This window comes from Micromonospora sp. NPDC000121 (genome assembly GCF_042899165.1).
Lineage (GTDB): Bacteria > Actinomycetota > Actinomycetes > Mycobacteriales > Micromonosporaceae > Micromonospora.
Map to the genome: position 1 here is coordinate 57684 of NZ_JBIAZP010000012.1, position 21734 is coordinate 79417.

Sequence of the window (21734 nt, forward strand, 5' to 3'; positions counted from 1 at the left end):
GTGCCGGACACGGCCACGCCTGCGACCGTCGAATCTGAATCAGCGGCGCTCGAGGAGCGCGTTGACGTCCTTCTCCGCCGCGGCGAGCGCATCCTTGGGTGCGGTCTTGCCGAGCAGCACGGCCTGCAGGTGCGGCTTGATCAGGTTCATGATCTCCCGCGCCTTCGGGTGGATGACACCCGACCGGATGACGTCCAGGTGCTTCTCGCCCTCGGCCATCCCCGGGTTGTCCGCGTACAGCCCCGTGACGGACTTCCGCGGCGCGTAGTAGCCGTTCTTCTGGTCGAAGGACCGCATGTGTTCCGGGCTGGTCAGGAAGTCGATCCACGCCTTCGACGCGGCCTTGGCGTCGCTGCCGGCCAGCACCGACAGGCCACCCACCGAGCCGGCGGCCACCTGCACCTTGTCGGTGAGCGGCTGGCTGACCACCAGTTCCTCCGGCTTGAACAGCTTCGACAGGCCGACGGTCGTGTTGTTCGGCGAGTAGGCCTGCCTGCCCTGCCCCAGCGCGCTCTGCTCCAGCGTCTCGGCCGTGGTCAGGCTCTGCTGCGAGGTCCACCCGTTGTCGACCAGCTTCTTGACGAACTCCAGCGCCCGCAGCCCCTCGGGGCTGTTGAACGCCGCCTTCTTGCCGTCGGCGGTCAGGACCTCACCGCCGGCCTGCCACAGGTAGGGGTAGAAGCTGTGGTTGAGGGTGAGGGTCTGGGCGGCCACGTAGTCGGTCGGGACGTATCCGGCCGCCTTCACCTTCGGCGCCATCTGCTCGATGTCCGCCCACGTCTCGGGGCACTTCTCCACCCCGGACGCGGCGAGCACCTTCTTGTTGCACACGCCGATCAGCGCCTGCATCAGCAGCGGCACACCATAGAGCTTCCCCTCCCACGACATCGCGTCGAGCGCCGCCGGCGTGAAGTCGTCCCGGTCGTCGGCGATGACGTCCTCGACGGGCTCCAGCACGCCCTCGACGGCGAACTTGGGGATGAAGTCGGGGTTGAAGTAGACGACGTCGGGGCCCTGCTTGCCGGCGATCGCCGTGACGAGGGTTTCCTCGCGGTTGGTGAACGGCTGCACCACGACGTCGATGTCGACCTTCGGGTACTTCTGCTTGAACTGCTCGACCACCGGATCCCAGTAGCTGTCCTTGCCGCTGTCCCCGATGGGATAGGTCCAGAAGGTGACCGAACCTTCGACGGCACCTGGGTCCGTCGGCATCGCGCTGTCGCCCCCGCCGTTGCAGCCGGCGACGGCAAGCGTCATCGTCAGCGCCATGGCGCCCAATCGGAGTCTGGAAATACCGCTCATGCCGCCCCCTCTTCCTGAAACAGCCTGACAGTGTGCTTCCTCACTGTGCAATCGGTTGCAGAGAACCTAGCGTCGGCATCGCCACCGGTCAAGGGCATCGACGGGTCGGACTGTTTTCCGGCGAGCGGGGGTCGCGGGGAGCGGGGCCGGTCGATGGCCGGCGAGGTGTCCCCGTCCCGCCGGGTCCACCTCCGGCCGTCGACGCCGCCACCGCCCCGGTCACGCCAGCAGGTCGTAGGACTCCACGCTCACCTCGTGTTCGAGCGGCTCGCCGGCGACGAACCGGCACAGCTCGTCGACCACGATCCGACCCTGCGTCCGTCGCGCCTCGACCGTGCCGCCCGCGACGTGGGGCGTGACGATGACGTTCGGCAGCCCCAGGAACGCGCTCGCCGCCGGCAGCGGCTCGGTGTCGAACACGTCCAACCCGGCCGACAGCCGCCCCGGCACCAGCTCCGCGAGCAGGGCCTCCTCGTCGACGACCCAGGAGCGGGCCGTGTTGACCACGATCGCGCCGTCCGGCAGCGCGGCGAGTTCGGCCCGACCGACGAGGTGCCGGGTCTCCGGGGTGGACGGCGCGTGCACGGCGACGACGTCGCTGCACCGGAACAGCTCCGCCAGCCCGACCAGCTCCACCCCGTGCCCCGCGGCCACCGTCGGGTCGGCGTACGGGTCGTACGCGCGCAGCGCCGACGCCCCCAACGCCCGCACCATCCGCGCGTACTCCCGGCCGGTGCGGCCGAAACCGACGATCCCGACGTTGCGCGCCGCCAGCGCCCGGCCCAGCACCGGCTGCCGTGCCGCCGCCCAGTCCCGCCCCGTCCACAGGGCGCGGTCGTGCCGGTGCACGTTCCGCAACAGGGCCAGGGTCAGGGTGAGCGCCATCTCGGCGACGGCGGGCGCCATGGCCGCCGCGCCGGCCTGGCAGACCCGCAGCCCGGACCGGAGGACCTCGACCGGAAACAGCCGGCGGATCGAACCGGCCGAGTAGAGGGCGAGGCGGAGCCGCTCGCCGCGCAGTCGGGCCGGGTCGAACGGCGTGGTGCTCCACGAGGTGATGACGACGTCGAACCTGTCGGCGGCGTCGGGCGGCAGCAGCGTCCGCCGGTCGCCGTCGCCGAACTCGACGACCGCGTGGTCGCGGAGGCGCTGCTGGGATTCCGGCGCGAACAGCAGGTCGTACTCGTCCGGGGCGACGACGACGCAGACGGTCGGCTTGGTCATGGCGGGGAGGTCTCCTCGGGCGTGTCGGCAGCGGCCAGGCGCCCGTGCAGCCACGCGTAGCAGGCGTCCAGGACGTGGTCGGGGTGGGCGTGTCCGCTGTTGTGGTAGAGGGTTTCCAGACCGGACGGTTCGGTCCACCGCCGGGCGGCCCGCTCGACCAGGTGGTGGTTGTGCCAGCCGTCCGAGGCGCCGCCGCCGGCGAGCAGGAACGGCCGCGGCGCGACCAGGGCGAGCAGGTCGTCGTGGTCGCGGTCGGGCGGCACCGCGCCGTCGAGGTACCAGGGGTCGGCCCAGTTCGAGTACGCCAGGCCCAGGCCCGGCTCGTGCGCGACTCCCGCGGCGATCCGCGTGTCCAGCGCGGTCAGGTGCAGCGCCAGCTTCCCGCCGAGCGAGTGGCCGAAGGCGCCGATCCGCCGGGGATCCACCCACGGCACGCCGGCGAGGGCGTCCACCGCGAGGAACAGGTCGGCCAGGCTGCGGCCCAGACCGGTGGTCGTCAGGGAGTCCACGTGCGACGCGACGCTCGGCTTGTACCGCTCGCCCAGCGAGGCCGCTGCCCGCACCGGTCCGAGCACGTACTCGAACCACCACGGTACGGCGAGGACCGCGAAGCCCCGCGCGACGAGGTGCCGGGCGTACGCCTGCGATCGCCGTCGCGCGGCGCTGTGGCCGGCGGTGCGGGCGCACGGCTCACCGACCAGGGTGGCCACCTCGTAGAACGGCACGACCACGGCCGGGCGGACATCCTCGCCCGCCGGCCGGAGCAGTTCCGCCCGCATCGTCGTCCCGTACGAGGTCAGGTCGACCGGTTGGCGCAGCGTCCCGTCCGCGGTCTTCCGCACCGGTCCGATCTCCCACGACCCGTCCGGATCCCGGACCGCACCCAGCCACCGGCGCCACCAGCTCCGGCCCCGCTCCGGCTCGTGATGCTCGTCTGCGGCACCGTCCGGGATCACCGGGCCAGAGTAAGGCCGCGCCCGCCCCGACTGCAATCGATTGCTCGTGGCAGTCTCCCGGTCCCCGTGGGCGGCACCCCCGCCGGATGCGGCTAACGTGCAGCACGTCCATCCAGGCAGGACACCTCGACAACCCAGGAGGCTCTTGACGTGCAACCGATTGCAGGTAAGGCTGGGGACAGTTGGCCGTCGATTTCGAAGAGGGCGATCGTGTGAGACGGATCGGCATCATCGGCACCGAGAACTCGCACGTCGACCACTTCATCCGCTTCCTCAACACCGAGCAGCGGCACCCCGGCAACCGGGTGGTCGCCCTGACCGGCGGCCCGTCCGACCGCAATACGGCGTTGTGCGAGACCGGCGGCATCGACCTCGTCGTCGGCGAGCCGAGCGACCTCGTCGGACGGGTCGACGCGGCGATCATCAGCAGCCGCGACGGACGCCACCACCGCAAGCAGGCGGAGCCACTGCTGGACGCCGGGCTGCCGGTGCTGGTCGACAAGCCCCTGGCCGCATCGGTCGACGACGCGCAGGCGATCCTCGCGGCCGCCGCGCGCGGCCACGCGCCGCTGGTGTCCTGCTCGGCGCTGCGGTTCGTCCCCGAGGTCGCCCGGCTCACCGACCCGGCAGAACGGATCGGTCGGCTGCGCCAGCTCGCCGTCATCGGCCCGGCCGACCCCGACAGCGAGTGGGCGGGCCTGTTCTTCTACGGCATCCATCAGGTCGAACTGGCCCTCCAACTGCTCGGCGATCCGCACGTCGAGCCGGAGTCGGTATCGGTCGACCTGGTCCGTGAAGGCGACACCACGGTGGCACTCACCCGGATAGCCGACGTCGTGGTGACCTTCACCTTCGTCACGCCCGCCGACGACCGCGTCCCGTTCCAGGTGATGGCCACCGGGACGCGCGGCGTACTGACCGAGTCCCCGACGATCGGCCCCGACTACAACGCCCCCGCCCTCGCCCGGTTCATCGACGCCTGCGACCAAGGGCGGTCACCGGTCGATCCGCGCACCCTGCTCTCCCCGATCGTGGTCATGGCGGCGATCACCGACGCGCTGACCAGCCGCTCCTAGGAAAGGACGGAACATGCCCCCTCCCCACGGTCCGCTCCGCGTCGGCGTCATCGGGGTCGGCGTCATCGGCAAGGCCCACGTCCGGCGCCTGGTCAGCGGCGCCGCCGACGCGACGCTGGTCGCGGTCGCCGACGAGAGCACCGAACACGCCGACGCCGTCGCGGCCGAGTTCGGCGTCGACGCCACCCGGTCCGTGCCGGAGCTGCTCGCCCGCCCGGACGTCGACGCCGTGATCGTGGCGATCCCGAGCGGCCTGCACGCGCCCGTCACGGTCGCCGCGTTGGAAGCCGGCAAGCACGTGCTGCTCGAGAAGCCGATCGACGTGACGGTCGAGGCCGCGGATCAGATCCTCGACGCGGAGAAGCGGTCGGGCCGGACCCTGAGCGTCGTGAGCCAACGTCGGTTCGCCGAGGCGAACCAGTTCGTGTTCCGCGCCATCCGCGACGGTCACCTCGGGCGGATCACGTCCGCCACCGTCGAGGTCGCGCTCTGGCGCAGCCAGGAGTACTACGACGCCGGCGACTGGCGTGGCACCTGGGCCCTCGACGGCGGCGGCGCCCTGATGAACCAGGGTGTGCACCTGGTGGACCTGGCGCTGTGGCTGCTGGGCGAGGTCGACGAGGTGTTCGCGTACACCGACCTGCTCGCCCACGAACGCATCGAGGTCGAGGACACCGTCACCATCACCGCCCGGCTGCGCAGCGGCGCCCTGCTGACCTTCCTGGCGACCACCGCCGCCTACGACAGCGTCCCGATCCGGTACACCGTCTTCGGTGACGGCGGCTCGGTGGTGGTGGAGTCGGAACAGATCACCCACTACACCTCGAAGCACGGCGGGCAACCACCCAGGCCGGACGGCGCGCCGACCGACCAGCAGCTGGCCCAGCTCACCGACTTCGTCACCGCGGCCCGCACCGGTCGTCCGCCTCTGGTGACCGCCGCGCAGGCGCGGGCGGCCGTGGCCTTCATCGAGGCCGTCTACCAGTCGGGCCGGGCCGGAAAACCGGTCCGCCTCCACTGACAGAAGGAGCGACACGTGGACCCGCACCCCGCACTGACCGCCGTCATCGCCGGACAGGCGCCACTGACCTGGACGTTCATCGGCGACAGCGTGACCGCCGGGACCTGGCACACCTACGGCGCCCGGTCGTACCCCGAGCTGTTCACCGAACGCCTGCGCGAGCTGGGTCGGACGGCGGACGCGTCCATCAACACCGCCGTGAGCGGCTACACGGTGGACGACCTCGACGAGCATCTCGACCGGCTCGCCCTGCGCTTCCGGCCGGACGTCGTGGTGGTGGGCATCGGACTCAACGACACGAAGCACGGCGAGGCCGGCCTGGCCAAGTTCTCGTCCACCTACCGGTCGATCATCGAGCGGCTCCGCACCGGGGCGGACAGCCTGGTCGTCGTCCAGACACCGAACGACACGCTGTCGACGGCTCCCGAGCACGTCGTCGAACACCTCCCCCGCTACGTCGACGCGATCCGCGCCGTCGCCACCGACACCGCGGCGCCCCTGGTCGACCACTACGCCGAGTGGACCGACACCGACCGGCCGGCGCCCGAGCACTGGTACGCCATGGGATGCCACCCCGGCCAGCACGGTCACCGGGCCATGGCCCGCACCCTCCTCGGCGCCTTCGGGGCCTGGGATCCCACGAGCCGCTCCGGCCGCCTCACGATTCCCTGACCACGGACGAAAGCAGGAGCAGCGTGCCGGGCAGACCCACCCGACCCCAGACGCGGAATGGAAGGTGCCGATGACCACGACGGTTCAGGCCAGGACGACCGACCCGCTGGCCCTCTTCCGCACCGGCACGGTGATTCCCGCGCATCCCCTGGCGCTGGACGCCCGCCGCAAACTCGACGAGCGCCGCCAACGCGCCCTCACCCGCTACTACCTGGAGGCCGGCGCCGGCGGGGTCGCCGTCGCCGTGCACACCACCCAGTTCGCCATCCACGAGCCCCGCCACGGCCTGCTCCGCCCCGTCCTCGAACTGGCCGCCACCACCGCCGCCGAGTACCCGACCCCCGACACCATCCTCGTCGCCGGCGCCTGCGGGCCGACCCGACAAGCCGTCGCCGAGGCGGAACTGGCCGCCGAACTCGGCTACCACGCGATCCTGCTCGCCCCGTACGGCGCCGGCGACCTCACCGAGGACGAGCTGATCCAGCGGGCGGCGGCGGTGGGCGAGGTGCTGCCGGTGATCGGGTTCTACCTGCAACCGGCCGTCGGCGGCCGGATCCTGCCCCGGTCGTTCTGGACCAGCCTGGCGAACCTGCCGTCGGTCATCGGCATCAAGGTCGCCCCGTTCGACCGGTACGCGTCGCTCGACGTCATCCTCGGCGTGGCCGCGTCGGCGCGCAGCACCGAGATCGCCCTCTACACCGGCAACGACGACCACATCGTCGGTGACCTGCTGTCGCGCTACCCCGTCGACGGCTCCCGGGAACTCGAATTCGTCGGTGGGCTGCTCGGTCAGTGGTCCGTGTGGACGCGGCGTGCGGTGCACCTGCACCGGACCGCCCGGCTGGCGAAGGCCGGCGACCCGGGGGCGCTGCGCGAGGCGTTCGCCACCGAACTCGCCCTCACCGACGCCAATGGCGCGATCTTCGACGTCGCCGGCGGGTTCCACGGCTGCATCTCCGGCATCCACGAGGTGCTGCGCCGGCAGGGGCTGCTCGCCGGGCTGTGGTGTCTGGACGAGCGCGAATCGCTCAGCCCGGGTCAGCTCGCGGAGATCGACCGGGTGTGGCGGGCGTACCCGCAGCTTCGCCACGACGACTTCGTCGCGGAGCACCTGGACCGCTGGCTGTCTTGACATCCTCCCCCGTTTAAAAGCGGGAGATTCCCACCCTCGCGGGTTGGGGTTCCTGGTTCACCGCAGACCGCACGGAAGGTTGCCCTTCGTGTCTGACGTCCGCTCCGCAGGCGTTTTTCGTCTCGACCAGCCCGGCCGCGACGGCGATGTTCGTGGCGGCGTTGACGTCCCGGTCATGCCGGGTGCCGCAACCCGGACACACCGCCGTCATCGCGGCGTGCTGGTGCCGCAGGGTCTGCTGCAACGGCACCGACGACACCTCCCCCAGAAACGCCAGATCAGGCTGCCGCTTCATCTCCGTCAACGCCCGATCCGTCTCCGCGTAGGACGTGGACTTCCGTTCGGTGTGCCAGCGGGCGTGACGGACGGCAAGCGTGCGATTCCAGACGACACGTACACACCCGAACGTGCGGTTCAGCAATGCCGCCTGCTCCGGGGTCGGGTACGCCCGACACCTGTACGCCGTCCGCACAGGACCGGTCATACCAGAAAGGACGGTCATGGCTGGCAACGCGTCCGCCATTCCTCCCCGCTCTAAAGGACGGGGCATCCTGGCGGTGATCCGGTGAGCGGCACGGACGACTCCAGACCACGGCTCTCGCTGGGCAGCCTCGCCGCTCCGCCGCGGGGTCACGGCGGCCGGATCGGGCCGGCGGTGGATCCGCGCGCGGTGCGGGTCGGCATGGTGCATCTCGGCATCGGCGCCTTCCACCGGGCACACCAGGCGGCCTTCACCGAACTGGCCGCGGCCGCCGCCGGCCGCGACGACTGGGGAATCACCGCGGTGACGCAACGCTCCGCGGTCGTACGCGACCAGTTGACGGCGCAGGACGGCCTCTACTCGGTGCTGGAGCGCGGGCCGGCGGCCACGCCCCTGCGGGTGATCGGCAGCGTCCGGGAGATCCTCGCCGGGCCGCACGATCCGGCGGCGGTGGTCGACCGGCTCGCCGATCCCGCGGTCCGGCTGATCACCCTCACGGTCACCGAGAAGGGCTACCGGCGCGGCGGCGACGGCCGGTTGGACCTGACGGATCCGGAGGTCGTCGCCGACCTGCGGGGTCGGCCGCCCCGCACCGCTGTCGGCCAACTCGTCGGCGGGCTGCGCCGACGGCGGGCACTCGACGGGGGTCCGGTCACCATCCTGTCCTGCGACAACCTGGTCGGCAACGGCAAGGTCCTACGCCACCTGGTGCACGACTTCCTGGCCGCACTGCCGCCGGCCGAGGGCGACGCGCTCGCCGACTGGATCGCCGAGGCGGCGCGTTTTCCGTCCTGCGTGGTCGACCGGATCGTCCCGGCCACCACCCCCCAGGACCGCGCCGAGGCCGCGGCGATCCTGGGCCTGCGCGACGAGGGCCTCGTGGTCACCGAGCCCTTCCGGCAGTGGGTGATCGAGGACGACTTCGCGGCCGGCCGACCGGCCTGGGAACTCGCCGGAGCGGTGCTCACCGATGACGTGGCCGCCTGGGAGGCCATCAAGCTGCGCATGCTCAACGGCACCCACTCCCTGCTCGCCTATCTGGGCGCGCTGCGCGGACACGAGACGATCGCGCGGGCGCTCGCCGACGACGGCCTCGCCGCGGCCGCCGACGCGCTGATGGCCGAGGACGTCGCGCCCACGCTGCGCGTCCCGCGAGGTCTGGATCTGGACCGGTACCGGCGCGAGGTCCTCACCCGCTTCGCCAACCCGGCGCTGCGGCACCGCACCGCCCAAGTGGCCATGGACGGATCCCAGAAGCTGCCGGTCCGGCTGTTGGGCACCGTTCGGGACCGCCTCGCCGCCGGCGTGGTGCCCCACCATGCCGCGCTGGCGATCGCCGCCTGGATGACGTACGTCGCCGACGTCCACGACAGGGCGGTGCCGTTGGCGGACCCGTTGGCCGACCGGTTGCGTGTCGCGGTGACGGCCGGGGGCACCGATCATCGCCGCCTGGTCAGCGCCTTCCTGGACGTCCGGGAGGTCTTCGGGGCTGACCTTCGAGACCATGACGGCCTGCGGGCAGCCCTGGTCGACCACGTGGCCCGCCTGCGGTCGGGCACCGCCGCTGCGGCATAGGGCGTGGCGGCGGTGTCACCGCGCGGTGGTGATCGTCACTCGGCACGGATCTGGTGCAGTGCGGCCTCGATGGCTGCCTGCTGCGCGGCGGCGGAGTAGGTTTCCGGGTCGACGGCCGCCAGGGCGTTGAGCCCTTCCACGAGCGAAACCAGGGCTGTGGCGCTGCGCATGGTCTGATCCTGGCTCCAGTCGGGGCGACAGGCGGCCAGGAGGTGCTGGATCCGGCGCAGGAACGCGCGGTTGTGGGCCTGGTGCAGCCTGGCGAGTTCGGGGTCGGCGAGCGCGGCGGCCAGGAAGCCCACCCACACCCGCGCCTCCTCGCGTTTGTCGTCGCTGCCGGACGCCGCCTGCATCAGCACGGCACGTAGCGCGTCCAGGGGTTCGAGGCCGGACGCCTGCGCCGCGTCGGCGCGGGCCGCCGTGCGCTCGTGCAGCAGGGTGCGGGCGTGGACGAGCAGGGCCTGCTTGTCGGGGAACGTGTGCAGCACCAGTCCCGTGCTGCATCCGGCCCGCTCGGCCACCGCGCGAAGGGTCAGCCCCGCGAGCCCGTGTTCGGCGAGCACGGACCAGGTGGCGGCCGACAGCCGTTCCTGGTGCCCCTGGAGATCACGTCGCCTGGCCATCCCCTGCTCCTTCGCCGCCGCCCGTCGATAGCGTAGCATCCGTTACCGGAACGCTTGTTACGGATCGGAGTAGGGTGTGGGCGTGCAGGTCACGGTGAAGTCGGAGTCGTGGGACGGGGTCGACGGCGTGCGGCTGCGCGCCGCGCAACGTGCCGAGCTGGATGCCCGGTACGGAAACGACGACCACGAGCCGGGGGTCGCACCCACCGCCCACGACGTGGGCGTGTTCCTGATCGCCCGCGACGCGCAGGGCGCGGCGGTGGGCTGTGGGGGGCTGCGGCTGCTGGGCCCGGACTCGGCGGAGATCAAGCGGATGTACGTCGAGCCGGCCGTGCGTGGCACGGGAGTGGCGGTGGCGATCCTGCGTGCCCTGGAGCACGAGGCGCGCCGCCTCGGCATCGCGAAGCTGCTGCTGGAGACCGGCACGGCCCAGCCGGACGCGATGCGCTTCTACGAGCGGGAGGGCTACCACCGCATCGACAACTTCGGCCCGTACGAGGGTGAGCCGCTGTCGGTCTGCTACGCCCGCGAGCTTCGGTGACCACCGCGACGGTCAGCCGTTCGCTGCCGGCGCGAGGGTGGCAGGCCGCGAGCCGGGTGCTGCGTCCGACCGACCCCGTCGCGCGGGCGTTGACGGTGTCGACGATGGGCTCGGCGCTGAGCAGCGGGCTGTTCTACACCGTCAGCGCCCTGTTCTTCACCCGGGTCATCGGCCTGTCGGTCGCGACGGTCGGATGGGGGCTGACGGTCGCCGGGGCCGCCGGGGTCGCCGGGGCACTGGGCGGCGGCTACCTGGCCGACCGGGTCGGCGCGCACCGTGTGTTGATGGCCTCCACCGCCGGTCAGGGCCTGGCCCTGCTGGCGTACGCCGCGGCCGGCAGCACGCTCACGTTCGTCGCCGTCGCCTCCGCCGCCGTCGGTCTGCGCGCCGTGCAGGGCAGCGCCCGCGCGGCACTGATCGCCGCCTGCTTCACCGGTCCGGACCGGGTGACGGTACGCGCCGGCCTGAGCGTGGTGACGAACGTGTTCATCGGCCTGGGCACCTGCCTGGGAGCCGTCGCGTTGCTGGCCGACACCGCCGCCGCGTACACCGCCTGTCTCCTGGCGGCCGGCGCCCTGGTGGTGCTGTCGTGCGCGCCGTTGGTGCCGGTGCTGCGCCTGCTGTCCGGCGCGGTCGGCCCGGCGGCCGACGGCGCGCAGGACCGGCCGCCGTCCGGCCGCTCGCCGCTGCGGGACCCGACCTACCTCGGCACCGCCGCGCTCAACGCCGTGTTGGCGATGCACCTCGGCCTGCAGACCGTCGGCGTGCCACTGTGGATCGTCACGCGGACCGACGCCCCGCCGGTGACCGTCTCCCTCCTGCTGGTGCTCAACACCGTGCTGGTCGCCCTGCTCCAGGTCCGGTTCGCGCGCGGCACGCATGAGCTGCGCACCGCCGCGCGCGGTGTCGCCGCCGGCGGCGTCCTGCTGGCGCTGGCGTGCGCGCTGTACGCGGCCGCCGCCGTCGACGGCGTCGCACTCGCCGTGCTGCTGCTCGTGCTCGCCACACTGGCCCACACCGCCGGCGAGATGTGGGCCGAGGCCGGTAGTTGGGGCCTGGCCTTCGAACTCGCCGATCCGGCGACCGCCGGCGCCTACCAGGGCATCAACCAGTGCAGTGTCGCGGTCGGCGCCATGCTCGCCCCGCTCGTCGTCACTGCGACCGCGGTCGAGCACGGGACGGTGGGATGGGTCATCCTTGCCGGCACCTTCGCGCTCGCCGGCGGCATGACCCTCCTGCTCGTCGGCCGGTCGCGGGCCGCACGACATCACGCGCCTACGGCATAGCGCCCCGTTCGTCGGCGTCGCACGGCCGCCTACGGCTCCTCACCGGGCGTCGAGATCCTTGGAGAACGGCATCCCGCACCCGCTCCAGTCGGGCGGGCCATGCTTCCCACCTGCGGTCCAGGGTCTTCCGGTCTGGAGCGGGATGATCGGCCCCCCGCCGTCGAGAGCCGCGTACAGGCCGGGCTGGCCGGTGAGCAGATGGCACTCGTTGTCGACGGCGGCGAGCAGCGCAGTCGCGGCGTCGAGGCGCCCCAGCATGAGATGCGTGACGGCGCATGCCCGCCAGTTGAGGGGGTCGACCGTGAGCACCGCGGCGGCCGGGTGGTTGACGACCATGTCGAGGCGGTCTGCGTCGGTCAGCCGAAATGCCTCAGCAAGGCACGTCACCGGCAGCCCGAACAGGCAACCCTCGTCGGCCACCTCGGCGATCACCTCGCCCACGTCGATCGACTCCTCGGCGAACGCGACGATCGCCGAGGCGTCGAGGACCACCCGGATCGGGAGATCGTGCGGACGGCGGGCAGGAGGAATCCGATCTGCCGGCACCTCAGCGTCCCGCTCCGGTCGCCGCCGCCGGGCAGGCTGGAGGGCGGCCCCGCGGGGCGTCAACGACCCACCCCCCGCCACCGGTCCGGCGGAGAGGATGACCGGCACCGCTTCGCGGCGAACCTGGCGTAGCTGGATTCGACACCGGAAAGTGATCCCTTCTGATGGTGTACGCGGGCGGAAGGCAGACAGGCAGGGCGGTGTGCGGGAGGGGTCAGCGGCCGACAGATCCGCGGCCGGCGAGCCGTGACGGCGTCCTGTGCTCCCCTGGGCTGCGCCACATCGGGTAGGCGGTGCTCCTGTCGGGGAGCGTGAAGGGCTCGTGGGCGACATAGCCGTGCCGGGCGTAGAGGTCACGCTCGGCGAGGGTCGTCGCCTCGGTGTAGGCGGGCAGCAGGGCGTGGTCCATCCGGGCGTGGCTCGTGGTGAGCAGGGCGCCGGCGCGGCTGACGCGCTGCCGGTCCGGCGTGGTGGCGAAGAACGCCAGGTGGTTGTGGGGGCCGGTGGGCCGATGGGCGGCCAGGACACCGTCGAGGCAGAGGAAACGGTCGAGGTGGTCGCCGCAGGCGACGGCGAGCCGTTCGCCGTACCCGACCGGTGGCGGGATCCGGCCGTACCGGTGGAACCAGACCGCGGCGGCGGAGTGGTCGTCGAGCAGGTACGCCTCGCCGAAGAGGAGCGCGTGCTCGGTCCAGATCCGGGTGACGGCACGGAGCACGTCGTGTCGACGGCGCTCGTCGGGTACGAGCCACGCCCCGAGGGCGCTGGTGGCGAGCGCGCCGGCGACAAGGTGGACGACATCGGCGATGTCGCACCATCGGGCACGTCCGAGCGGCAGGGTTTCCTTCACAACGTCTCCTCTTCACGGGTACGGCTGGTCGGCAGACGAGTTGCCGCGGGGCAGTGGTTTGTGCGGTCGACGCCCGGCCGGCAACGGCGCCTGGAGTGGCGGCTCGATCAGTACGACGGGAGGCGCCGGGCGAAGCAGCTCCGCCCTGGTCGTGCGGGCCCCGCTTCTGGTCGTTCACCCGCCCCCGAGCCCGGTGGCCACGGCGACGCCGCCAGCGGACCGTCCGGGGCGATCGCGGTGGGGCCGGTGCCGCCAGCGGCGCGGATCGTCATCGCGGCAGCGACCACCACCGCGCGAAGCGGGTCGCGGACATGGTGCGCCGCTACCCGTACGCCAGCCCTTGGGTTGTCGCGCGCCTCCGACGACTCGCCGTGGTGACGGCAAGGACGCGTCCGGGGCCGGGCGGGAGGGGCTCAGGCTGGTCGGGTGTCGGGCTGGCGCGGCCGGTCCGCGAGTTCCTCGCAGCGGGTCGCGCACCAGCCCTGGGACCGCAGGTCCGGGGTCCAGGAACCCGGCGCGGTGTCGGCGGCGGTACCGGCCCATCCGCCGGCGGAGCCGTTGCTGGCGGAACTGCCGGACGCGGCCGGCGTCACGCCGGGAGTGTGGGCCGGCGAGGACTGCCGCAGCGGGTGGCTCGCCTCGGTCGCGCCGGCGCCCGGCGCACCGGCGGACCTCGGCTCCCCCGTCGTCGCGGGTGACGTGGTCGCCGCGCTGCTCGGGAGGCGCGGCATGACACCGCGACGTGTCGGCGGTCCGGGCACCGGGCCCCCGTCCGTGGCGGGGGCCGTGACCGCCGGCACGTCTTCGGCCGGCGCAGGCACGTCGTCCACCGGATCGCCGGCCGGAGGCGAGGGCGCGGCGGGTGGGCCGATGACCGGCTCGGTCAGCTCGAGCACCGGCGCCAGGGTGGGCGCCAGGGCCTCGACGACCGGCTCGACCACCGGACGAACGACGGTGCCGACCGGCTCGACCACCGGACGAACGACGGTGCCGACCCGCTCCAGCAGGCCGGCCTCGGCGGTCTCCCGCACCACGGGCGGAGCATCGCCCACGACCCGACGCGTCACCGGTTCGACCGCCTCGGCGACCGGGTCCACTCCGGCGGACGGGGTCGCGTCCACCGCCCGGCGCACCGGTGCCCGCACCTGCGCGAGCCGTGAGCCAGTGGGCACCCGCACCGAGATCCCCACCGACGTACGCGCCGGCGGCGCGATCCCGCCGGTCGTCCCCGGCGTCGCCGTCCCGACGCCCCCGCCGACGATGGCCGCGGGCCCACGGTCGGCGGGCGACGAAGCAGCGCAGGACAGCGATCCGCCGACGACGGCGCTGTCGAGCAGGTCGCCCAACGTGCACAGGCGAGGCGGTCCGGCGGCGAAGGCAGCCTCCTCCGCTGTCGCCTCGGCCACGCCCCAGGCTGCGAGGACGCCACCGATCATCAGCGTCCCACGCAGCATCGTCCGGGCGAATCGGCCGCGAACCCGCACCACGCGCACCTCCGGGGATGGTCTTCCCGACGACGCCGATTGTGCCAACAGTGAACGCATAGACACGCTCCGACACGCCACCCGCCGGCTACGGCGACGTCGCAGGCCCGGCCGAGGCGGGCCCGCTCGCGCCGGCCGACGCGAAGCCACTGGGCCGCCGAGCCCCACCGGCATCGCGGCGAGCCCGAACGGGGCTCGACCCCTCCGACCAGGCCGGAGCACACAAAGAGAGGCGCGGGGCCCCCGGCCGACCTACACCGGCTGGCGCCCGCGCCTCTCATCCCCTCGCCGCGTGACACGTACGTGCCAAACAACCCGATGGCAGTCTGCCATAAGGTTGAGCACCGACGCTACCGAACAGCCGATCCAGGGTAGTCCGAACGGACGATGCGGGTCCGTGACACCAGCCGAGGGCGATCTGTGACAGCATGCCGTATTTCCTCGTCGGAGGGCCGAGGCGCCGGCACCCTCAGATCACCCGCTCGTTCCCCCCGTCCACGGTGATCTGCGCGCCCGTGGTGGCCGCGAAGGTCTCCCCGCAGAGCGTGGCGGCCACATCGCCGACCCGGGCGCTGGTGATCTCCGTACGGAGCAGGTTCCGTCGCTTGTACTCCGCCACGGTCAGCCCGTAGCGCCGGGCCCGGGTCTCCAGCACGTCCGCGCTCCACAGCCCGGTGTCGAAGACCGCGTCGGGGTGCACCACGTTGACCCGGATACCGTCGTCCGCCCACTCCAAAGCCGCCACCCGGGCCACCTGCGTCACCGCCGCCTTCGAGGCGGAGTAGGCGACCGCCCCCGGCCCGGGGGCCAGGGTGTTGCGCGAGGCGACCACGACCACCCGGCCGCCGCGCGGCGCGAGCGCCAGCAGCGGGTGGGTCCGGGAGAGCAGGTACGCCACGGACTCCGCGTTCACCGCCATCGTGCGCCGCCAGTCGGCCGGGTCCAGCCCGGCGATCTCGCGGCTGGCCGGGAAGATCCCGGCGGCCGCGACGACGATGTCGACCCCGCCGAACCGGTCCACCGCCGCGTCCAGGGCGGCGTCGACGGCCTCCTCGTCGGTGACGTCCACGGTCAGGCCGAGCCGGGACGGCCCGTCCGACCCGCCCACCGACGGGTCCCGGTCCAGGGCCACGACACAGGCCCCCCGGGCCAGGAGGGCCTCGGCGCAGGCCCGGCCGATGCCCGAGGCCGCCCCGGTCACCACCGCCACCTCGCCGGCGAACTCCGGCGCCGGGCCGCCCCGCCGCAGCTTCGCCTGCTCCAGCTCCCAGTACTCGAGGTCGAAGATGTCCTCCGCCGGCAGCGCCTGGTAGCCGCCGACGGCCTCGGCCGCCTCGATCACGTCGACGGTGTGGCGGTAGATGTCCTGGGCCATCGTCACCTCGGTTGCCCGGCGGCCGGCCGTGAGCATCCCCAGCTCCGGATCGAGGATCACGCGGGGCGCGGGGTCGAGCACGGTCAGCGTGGTGCGGGCCCGGGCGCGGTTCTGCTCGACGTACCGGCGGTAGTCGTCGGCGTACCCGGCCACGTCGGTGCCGACCAGCGGGATCCGCTTGGTGCGCAGCACGTGGTCCGGGGTGACCGGGCCGCGGGTGGCGACCGCCGCCAGGTCGGGCCGGTCGAGGAACGCCCGCACGGCCGGGTCCTCGTGCCGGCCGAGCAGCATCGGGGCGCCCGCCGCGGTGGACACCTCGCGGCGCAGCCGGGCCAGGCGCACCCGGTCCACCGGGCGGGGCGCGGCCGGCGCGACCCGGGCCCGCGGCAGGGCCATCCGTTCCTCCGCCAGGGTGACCAGCTCGATGTGCCGGCGGTACGCCTCCTCGGCGTCCGCGCCGAAGGTGAACAGCCCGTGGTTGAGCAGGACCATGCCGACCGTGCCGGCGTGGGCGCGCGCCGGGTACAACTCCGCGCAGAGCCGGGCCAGGTCGAAACCGGGCATGACGTACGGGACCACGACGACGCTGTCGCCGTAGACCTCCTCGACCAGCCGGTCGCCCTTGGGCTGGTTGGACAGGGCGAGCAGCGCGTCGGCGTGGCTGTGCAGCACGGCCGGGTGCGGCAGCAGCGCGTGCAGCAGCGTCTCGACGCTCGGATCCGGTGCGGTCGCGTCGAGGCGGGCGCAGCGCAGCTCGTTCATCATGTCGCTGTCGCCGAGCCGCTCGAGCCGCAGCAGCGCGCGCAGCCGGTCCAGCCGCAGCGCGGTGAAGCCGGACGCGTCCATGGTCGCCAGGTCGGAGCCGCTGCCCTTGACGTGGAGCACCTCCACGGGCTCCCCGGCGAGGTCGGGGACGGTCGCCTTGACCGAGGTGTTCCCCCCGCCGTGCAGCACCAGGTCGGTGTCGGCCCCGAGCAGCCGGGACGCGTACACGAGTCGGGCGACCGGGTCGGAGGCGTTCGGGGCGTCGGCGGCGGACCAGCGGTTGAGCATCGGGGCGGCTCCTCGCACGAGGGGTCGGGGCGGGTCAGGCCCGGTCGGCGGCGTCGTCGGGGCGGCCGCCGGCGGCCGGCAGGATCACCCGACGCTCGGTGACGATGGCGGTGACCAGGTCCGCCGGGGTCACGTCGAAGGCGTAGTTGAGGGTACCGGTGCCCTTCGGGGCCAGGGTCGCCGCACCGAGGGCGGTGATCTCCTCGGGGGCGCGTACCTCGATGTGGACGTCCCGGCCGGACGGGGTGGCCAGGTCGACGGTCGACTCCGGGGCGGCGACCACCATCGGCACGCCGGCGCGGGCCGCCGCCAGGGCCAGCGGGTACGTGCCCACCTTGTTGATCACGTCGCCGTTGGCGGTGATCCGGTCCGCGCCGACCACGACCGCGTCGACCAGCCCCTGGGCCAGCACCGACGCGGCGGCCGAGTCCACCACCAGGGTGTGCGGCGCGCCGATCTGGGCCAGCTCCCACACGGTCAGCCGCGCGCCCTGGAGCAGCGGGCGGGTCTCGGAGGCGTACACGTGGGTCAGCGCCCCGTGCTCCTGGAGGGACCGGACCACGCCCAGCGCGGTGCCCCACTCGACGGTGGCCAGGGCCCCGGCGTTGCAGTGGGTCTGCACCGCCACCTGCGGCCCCACCGTCTCGACCAGCCAACGGGCGCCCCGCTCGCTGAGTTCCCGGCAGCAGCGGACGTCCTCCTCCAGCACGGTCAACGCCTCGGCGAGGGCCGCCTCCGCGCCGCCGGCATCGAGCCGGACGCGTACCCGGTCGACGCCCCAGGCGAGGTTCACGGCGGTGGGGCGGGCGGCCCGGATCGCGTCGACGGCCCGCCGCAGCTCCGCCGGGTCGTCCGGATACAGCCGGGCGGCGAGGGCCACCCCGAGCGCCCCGGCGACGCCGATGGCGGGCGCGCCCCGGATCGCCAACGAGCGGATCGCCGCGATCAACTCCTCGACGGTCCCGATCTCCAGAAACTCGACCTCGTGCGGCAGCCGGGTCTGGTCGATCGCGATGATCAGACCGTCCCGCCAGTCGATGGTACGCATCCACGCTCCTCACTGTCCGGGTCCATAACCTACGGTGACGACCCACTCCCCCGCTACCTCGCGGGCCGGTCTGTGATCATGCCGTGGGGTCACATCCGTTCGAGGGTTCGGATGCCGAGCAGGTGCAGTCCCTGCCGCAGGGTCCGGGCGGTCAGGTCGGCCAACAGCAGCCGGCTCTCCCGCAGCTCGTCGGGAGCGCGCAGCACGGGGCAGCGTTCGTAGAACGCGCTGAACGCGGTCGCGAGCCGGTGCAGGTGGCCGGCGAGGTGGTGGAAGTCCAGGCTCCGCTCCACCTTGCCGACCACCCCGGCGAAGCCGAGCAGCTCGATCGCCAGCGCCCGCTCCGACGGCTCCGTGAGCACGACCGGCGCGCCCGGCCGCGGGGCCGTGCCGGCCCGCCGGAACACCGACCGGATGCGGGAGTACGCGTACTGGAGGTAGGGCGCGGTGTTGCCGTCCAGCGACAGCATCCGCTCCCATTCCAGGACGTAGTCCCTCGTGCGGTCGGTGGACAGGTCGGCGTACTTGATCGCGCCGATGCCGACGGCCCGGCCGATCTCGGCGGCGGCCGCGGCGTCCAGGTCGGGGTTCTTGGCGCGGGCCAGATCGGTGGCGCGGGCCACCGCCTCTTCGAGCAGGTCGACCAGCTTCACCGACCCACCGGTCCGGCTGCGCAGCATCCGCCCGTCGGCGCCGAGGATCGAGCCGAAGCCGAGATGCTCGGCCCGGGCGGGCGGGCGCAGCCAACCGGCCGCCCCGGCGACGGCGAAGACCATCGCGAAGTGCTGCTGCTGGGGCAGCCCGACCACGTACAGCAGCCGGGTGGCGCCCAGCTCCCCGGTGCGCTGCCGCAGCGCGGCCAGGTCGGTGGCCGGGTAGCCGTAGCCGCCGTCGCTCTTGCGCACGATCAGCGGCAGCGGCTCACCGTCTCGGCCGGTGAACCCCGGCGGGAAGGCGCAGTCCGCCCCGCCGCTGGGCGCCAGCAGCCCCAGCCGGCCCAGGTCGTCGACGACGTCGGGGAGCAGCTCGTTGTACGCGCTCTCGCCCCGGAAGTCGTCCCCGGTCAGCGTCACGTCGAGCAGGTCGTACACGGACAGGAAGTACCGCTCGGACTGCTCCACCAGGAGTCGCCACAGCCGCCGGGTCGACTCGTCGCCGCCCTGCAACGCGACCACCCGCCGCCGGGACCGTTCGCGGAATGCCTCGTCGGCGTCGAACTTCACCCGGGCCGCCTTGTAGAACGAATCCAGGTCGCCCACCGACAACTCGTGCGCCGCCCCGACCTCGCCGAGGTCGGTCAGGTGCTCTATCAGCATCCCGAACGGCGTACCCCAGTCGCCCAGGTGGTTGACCCGCACCACGCGGTGCCCGAGCCAGTCCAGCAGCCGTACCGCCGCGTCACCGATGACGGTGGAGCGCAGGTGCCCGACGTGCATCTCCTTGGCCACGTTCGGCGCCGAGTAGTCGACCACGACGGTCTCCGGCGCCGCCGCCGTCGGCACGCCGAGCCGGCTGTCGCCGGCCAGCCCGGAGACCAGGTCCGCCAGCGCCCGGTCGGCCACGGTCAGGTTGAGGAAGCCCGGCCCGGAGACCTCCGCCGACGCGCAGACGTCGTCGAGCGCCGCGTGTTCCAGCACGTCCGCGGCGAGGTCGCGCGGCGAGCGGCCGAGCCGCCGGGCCAGCGCCAACGCCGCGTCGCTCTGGAAGTCCGCGCGCGGCGATCGCCGCACCATCGGATCGACCGGGGTGCCGGCCACGGTCGCGAACGCCGGCGCCAGCCGGTCGGAGAGCAGCCTTTCAAGATCCATGGGTACGCCGATCTCGCTCGGACCCGCGCCGTCACGCGGGCCGCTGGACGGGGAGATGCGGGCAGACCGAGGACGATCGGCGATGACCGGCGGCTCGATCCGCCGGTCGCCGGGAACAGGTCAGCGCGGGCGGGCGACGGATCGCCGGCGTCGCTCCGCACCGACCTGGACGTCAAACGACGTTCCGGTGCACTGAGCGGTCGCGCTGGTCATGCACGGCAGCCTACCGGGCCGACCGGGCCGGGCACACCCCGGTTCCGCCGGGCCGGCAGTCGTACGAATGCGATTGCCGCACACGTCCGCCACTGTCAGGATCGCGGTCATGTCTGCTGCCGAGGGCCGGGTGGCCCGGGCCGCATCCCGGTGGACCGGCTGAAACGGAGCGGAGCAACCGGCAACTGTCCTTCGACCAGCAGGAAAGGGGCGACGCTCGTGACGGAGACGATGACGCTGTGGCGGCCGACCGGCCCGCAGGAGCTCGACCTCGTCCGCGCCTCCGGCTGGACGGCGTGGCCGCCGCGACTGCCCGACCAGCCGATCTTCTACCCGGTCCTCAACGAGCAGTACGCCATCACCATCGCCAGGGACTGGAACGTTCCCGCCTCCGGCGTCGGCTACGTCACCCGGTTCCACGTCGACCGCGCGTTCGCCTCCCGCTACCCCGTCCGGCAGGTCGGCGGACGCGACATCCTCGAACTGTGGGTACCGGCCGAGGAACTCGACGAGTTCAACCGGCACCTCGTCGGTCTGATCGAGGTGGTGCACGAGTTCCGGCCGGTGGAGCCGACGGGGTGACCGGACCAGCCGCCCTGACCACGGCCGAACGCGCGATCGATGCCCGCTTCCGCGCGGTCCTGGCCCGGCTGCCCGAGCGCGGGCCGATCTGCTGGCTGACCGAGTTCGCGGTCTTCGGGCTCAAGCAGGCCTGGGCGTGCGTGTTCGGCGCGGCGATGCTGGCGGTCATCCTCGCGGCGCACCTGTGGTACCCGACAGACGGGGCCCTCGCCCGCAACGACTTCCTGACTCTCGCCGCGGTCGCCATCCAGATCGCGATGGTGGCCGGGCGCCTGGAGTCCCTGCGCGAGCTGCGGGTGGTGGTCCTGTTCCACCTCGTCGGCACGGTCATGGAGCTGTTCAAGACCCACGTCGGCTCGTGGTCCTACGCGCCCGACGGTGTGCTGCGGCTCGGCGGGGTGCCCCTCTTCAGCGGCTTCATGTACGCCGCCGTCGGCTCCTACATGGTCCGGGTCAACCGGCTGTTCGACCTGCGTTTCGTGCGCTACCCGAGGCGCTGGGTGACGGCGGTCGTGGCCGCCGCGATCTATGCCAACTTCTTCACCAACCACTTCGTCTTCGACGTGCGATGGGTGCTCGTCGCCGTCGTCGCGCTCGTGTTCGGGCGTTGTGTCATGCAGTTCCGCGTGTTCCGGTTCCGCTTGCGCATGCCGCTCCTGCTGGCGTTCCTCCTCGTCGCGCTCTTCATCTGGTTCGCGGAGAACATCGCCACCTGGTCGCAGGCGTGGCTCTATCCGAGCCAGGTGAGCGGTTGGCACCCGGTCTCGCCGGAGAAGCTCGCGTCGTGGTTTCTCCTCATGATCATCTCGGTGGTGATGGTCACCTGGATCTCGCCGCCGCAGCCGCCCGACGACCGGCAACGGCGGCCCCTCCCGTCGGGGCCTCG

At 72.9% G+C, this 21734-nt stretch carries 19 protein-coding genes and 2 pseudogenes; 9 read left to right on the plus strand and 12 right to left on the minus strand.

From position 1 onward, the window contains the following. Positions 1–39: 39 nt before the first annotated feature. From ACFY23_RS27195 to ACFY23_RS27205, 3 genes are all read right to left on the minus strand, one after another. Positions 40–1269, minus strand: coding sequence for an extracellular solute-binding protein (locus tag ACFY23_RS27195; protein WP_350680806.1), 1230 nt, complete (start codon positions 1267–1269; stop codon positions 40–42). A gap of 252 nt (positions 1270–1521) precedes the next feature. Continuing rightward, positions 1522–2526: a hydroxyacid dehydrogenase gene (locus tag ACFY23_RS27200; protein ID WP_350680804.1), complete on the minus strand. Its 1005-nt coding sequence runs from the start codon at positions 2524–2526 to the stop codon at positions 1522–1524. Further along, positions 2523–3482 (minus strand): acetylxylan esterase, encoded by a 960-nt coding sequence (locus ACFY23_RS27205; protein ID WP_350680802.1) that lies wholly within the window; start codon positions 3480–3482, stop codon positions 2523–2525. The genes ACFY23_RS27200 and ACFY23_RS27205 overlap by 4 nt, the downstream gene beginning before the upstream one ends. A gap of 212 nt (positions 3483–3694) precedes the next feature. Between ACFY23_RS27205 and ACFY23_RS27210 the strand changes: the two genes are divergently transcribed. From ACFY23_RS27210 to ACFY23_RS27225, 4 genes are all read left to right on the plus strand, one after another. Beyond that, complete coding sequence (locus ACFY23_RS27210) at positions 3695–4558, plus strand: Gfo/Idh/MocA family oxidoreductase (protein ID WP_350680800.1); 864 nt, start codon at positions 3695–3697, stop codon at positions 4556–4558. Positions 4559–4571: 13 nt separating this feature from the next. After that, positions 4572–5579 (plus strand): Gfo/Idh/MocA family oxidoreductase, encoded by a 1008-nt coding sequence (locus ACFY23_RS27215; RefSeq protein ID WP_350680798.1) that lies wholly within the window; start codon positions 4572–4574, stop codon positions 5577–5579. Positions 5580–5594: 15 nt separating this feature from the next. Further along, positions 5595–6251: an SGNH/GDSL hydrolase family protein gene (locus tag ACFY23_RS27220; protein WP_350680796.1), complete on the plus strand. Its 657-nt coding sequence runs from the start codon at positions 5595–5597 to the stop codon at positions 6249–6251. Between the two features lie 70 nt (positions 6252–6321). Continuing rightward, positions 6322–7383, plus strand: coding sequence for a dihydrodipicolinate synthase family protein (locus ACFY23_RS27225; RefSeq protein WP_350819338.1), 1062 nt, complete (start codon positions 6322–6324; stop codon positions 7381–7383). Between the two features lie 13 nt (positions 7384–7396). Here ACFY23_RS27225 and ACFY23_RS27230 read toward each other — a convergent pair whose 3' ends face one another. Then, positions 7397–7687: a zinc ribbon domain-containing protein gene (locus tag ACFY23_RS27230; RefSeq protein ID WP_350819342.1), complete on the minus strand. Its 291-nt coding sequence runs from the start codon at positions 7685–7687 to the stop codon at positions 7397–7399. A 42-nt stretch (positions 7688–7729) separates the two neighbouring features. Then, positions 7730–7933, minus strand: a pseudogene (locus tag ACFY23_RS27235) (helix-turn-helix domain-containing protein); the annotation flags it as partial. A 15-nt stretch (positions 7934–7948) separates the two neighbouring features. On the opposite strand from ACFY23_RS27235, the gene ACFY23_RS27240 reads away from it, so the two are divergent. Then, complete coding sequence (locus tag ACFY23_RS27240) at positions 7949–9439, plus strand: mannitol dehydrogenase family protein (protein WP_350680794.1); 1491 nt, start codon at positions 7949–7951, stop codon at positions 9437–9439. A 35-nt stretch (positions 9440–9474) separates the two neighbouring features. On the opposite strand, the gene ACFY23_RS27245 is transcribed toward ACFY23_RS27240, so the two are convergent. Continuing rightward, positions 9475–10062, minus strand: coding sequence for a TetR family transcriptional regulator C-terminal domain-containing protein (locus ACFY23_RS27245; RefSeq protein ID WP_350680792.1), 588 nt, complete (start codon positions 10060–10062; stop codon positions 9475–9477). A gap of 82 nt (positions 10063–10144) precedes the next feature. On the opposite strand from ACFY23_RS27245, the gene ACFY23_RS27250 reads away from it, so the two are divergent. Next, entirely contained in the window at positions 10145–10603 is a 459-nt protein-coding gene (locus ACFY23_RS27250) for a GNAT family N-acetyltransferase (RefSeq protein WP_350680790.1), read from the plus strand. Then, complete coding sequence (locus ACFY23_RS27255; RefSeq protein ID WP_350819337.1) at positions 10600–11889, plus strand: MFS transporter; 1290 nt, start codon at positions 10600–10602, stop codon at positions 11887–11889. The genes ACFY23_RS27250 and ACFY23_RS27255 overlap by 4 nt, the downstream gene beginning before the upstream one ends. A 39-nt stretch (positions 11890–11928) precedes the next feature. Here the strand turns inward: ACFY23_RS27255 and ACFY23_RS27260 are convergent, their stop codons facing one another. From ACFY23_RS27260 to argS, 6 genes are all read right to left on the minus strand, one after another. Beyond that, positions 11929–12381: a hypothetical protein gene (locus ACFY23_RS27260; protein ID WP_350681080.1), complete on the minus strand. Its 453-nt coding sequence runs from the start codon at positions 12379–12381 to the stop codon at positions 11929–11931. Positions 12382–12649: 268 nt separating this feature from the next. Next, positions 12650–13285 carry a hypothetical protein gene (locus tag ACFY23_RS27265; RefSeq protein ID WP_350681078.1) on the minus strand — a complete coding sequence of 212 codons (636 nt, stop codon included), beginning with the start codon at positions 13283–13285 and terminating at the stop codon, positions 12650–12652. Between the two features lie 413 nt (positions 13286–13698). Continuing rightward, positions 13699–14769, minus strand: coding sequence for a hypothetical protein (locus tag ACFY23_RS27270; RefSeq protein WP_350681076.1), 1071 nt, complete (start codon positions 14767–14769; stop codon positions 13699–13701). A 469-nt stretch (positions 14770–15238) separates the two neighbouring features. Next, positions 15239–17197: a bifunctional aldolase/short-chain dehydrogenase gene (locus ACFY23_RS27275; RefSeq protein ID WP_350681074.1), complete on the minus strand. Its 1959-nt coding sequence runs from the start codon at positions 17195–17197 to the stop codon at positions 15239–15241. A gap of 34 nt (positions 17198–17231) precedes the next feature. Further along, positions 17232–18245: an S-methyl-5-thioribose-1-phosphate isomerase gene (gene mtnA, locus ACFY23_RS27280; protein ID WP_350681072.1), complete on the minus strand. Its 1014-nt coding sequence runs from the start codon at positions 18243–18245 to the stop codon at positions 17232–17234. Between the two features lie 89 nt (positions 18246–18334). Then, positions 18335–20053, minus strand: coding sequence for an arginine--tRNA ligase (gene argS, locus ACFY23_RS27285; protein ID WP_350681070.1), 1719 nt, complete (start codon positions 20051–20053; stop codon positions 18335–18337). A 432-nt stretch (positions 20054–20485) separates the two neighbouring features. Here argS and ACFY23_RS27290 point away from each other — a divergent pair, with 432 nt between their 5' ends. Continuing rightward, positions 20486–20848 (plus strand): ADP-ribosylation/crystallin J1, encoded by a 363-nt coding sequence (locus tag ACFY23_RS27290; RefSeq protein ID WP_350681068.1) that lies wholly within the window; start codon positions 20486–20488, stop codon positions 20846–20848. Continuing rightward, positions 20845–21717: pseudogene (locus ACFY23_RS27295) on the plus strand (DUF817 domain-containing protein); the annotation flags it as partial. The gene ACFY23_RS27290 and the pseudogene ACFY23_RS27295, both read left to right, overlap by 4 nt. Positions 21718–21734: the final 17 nt, after the last annotated feature.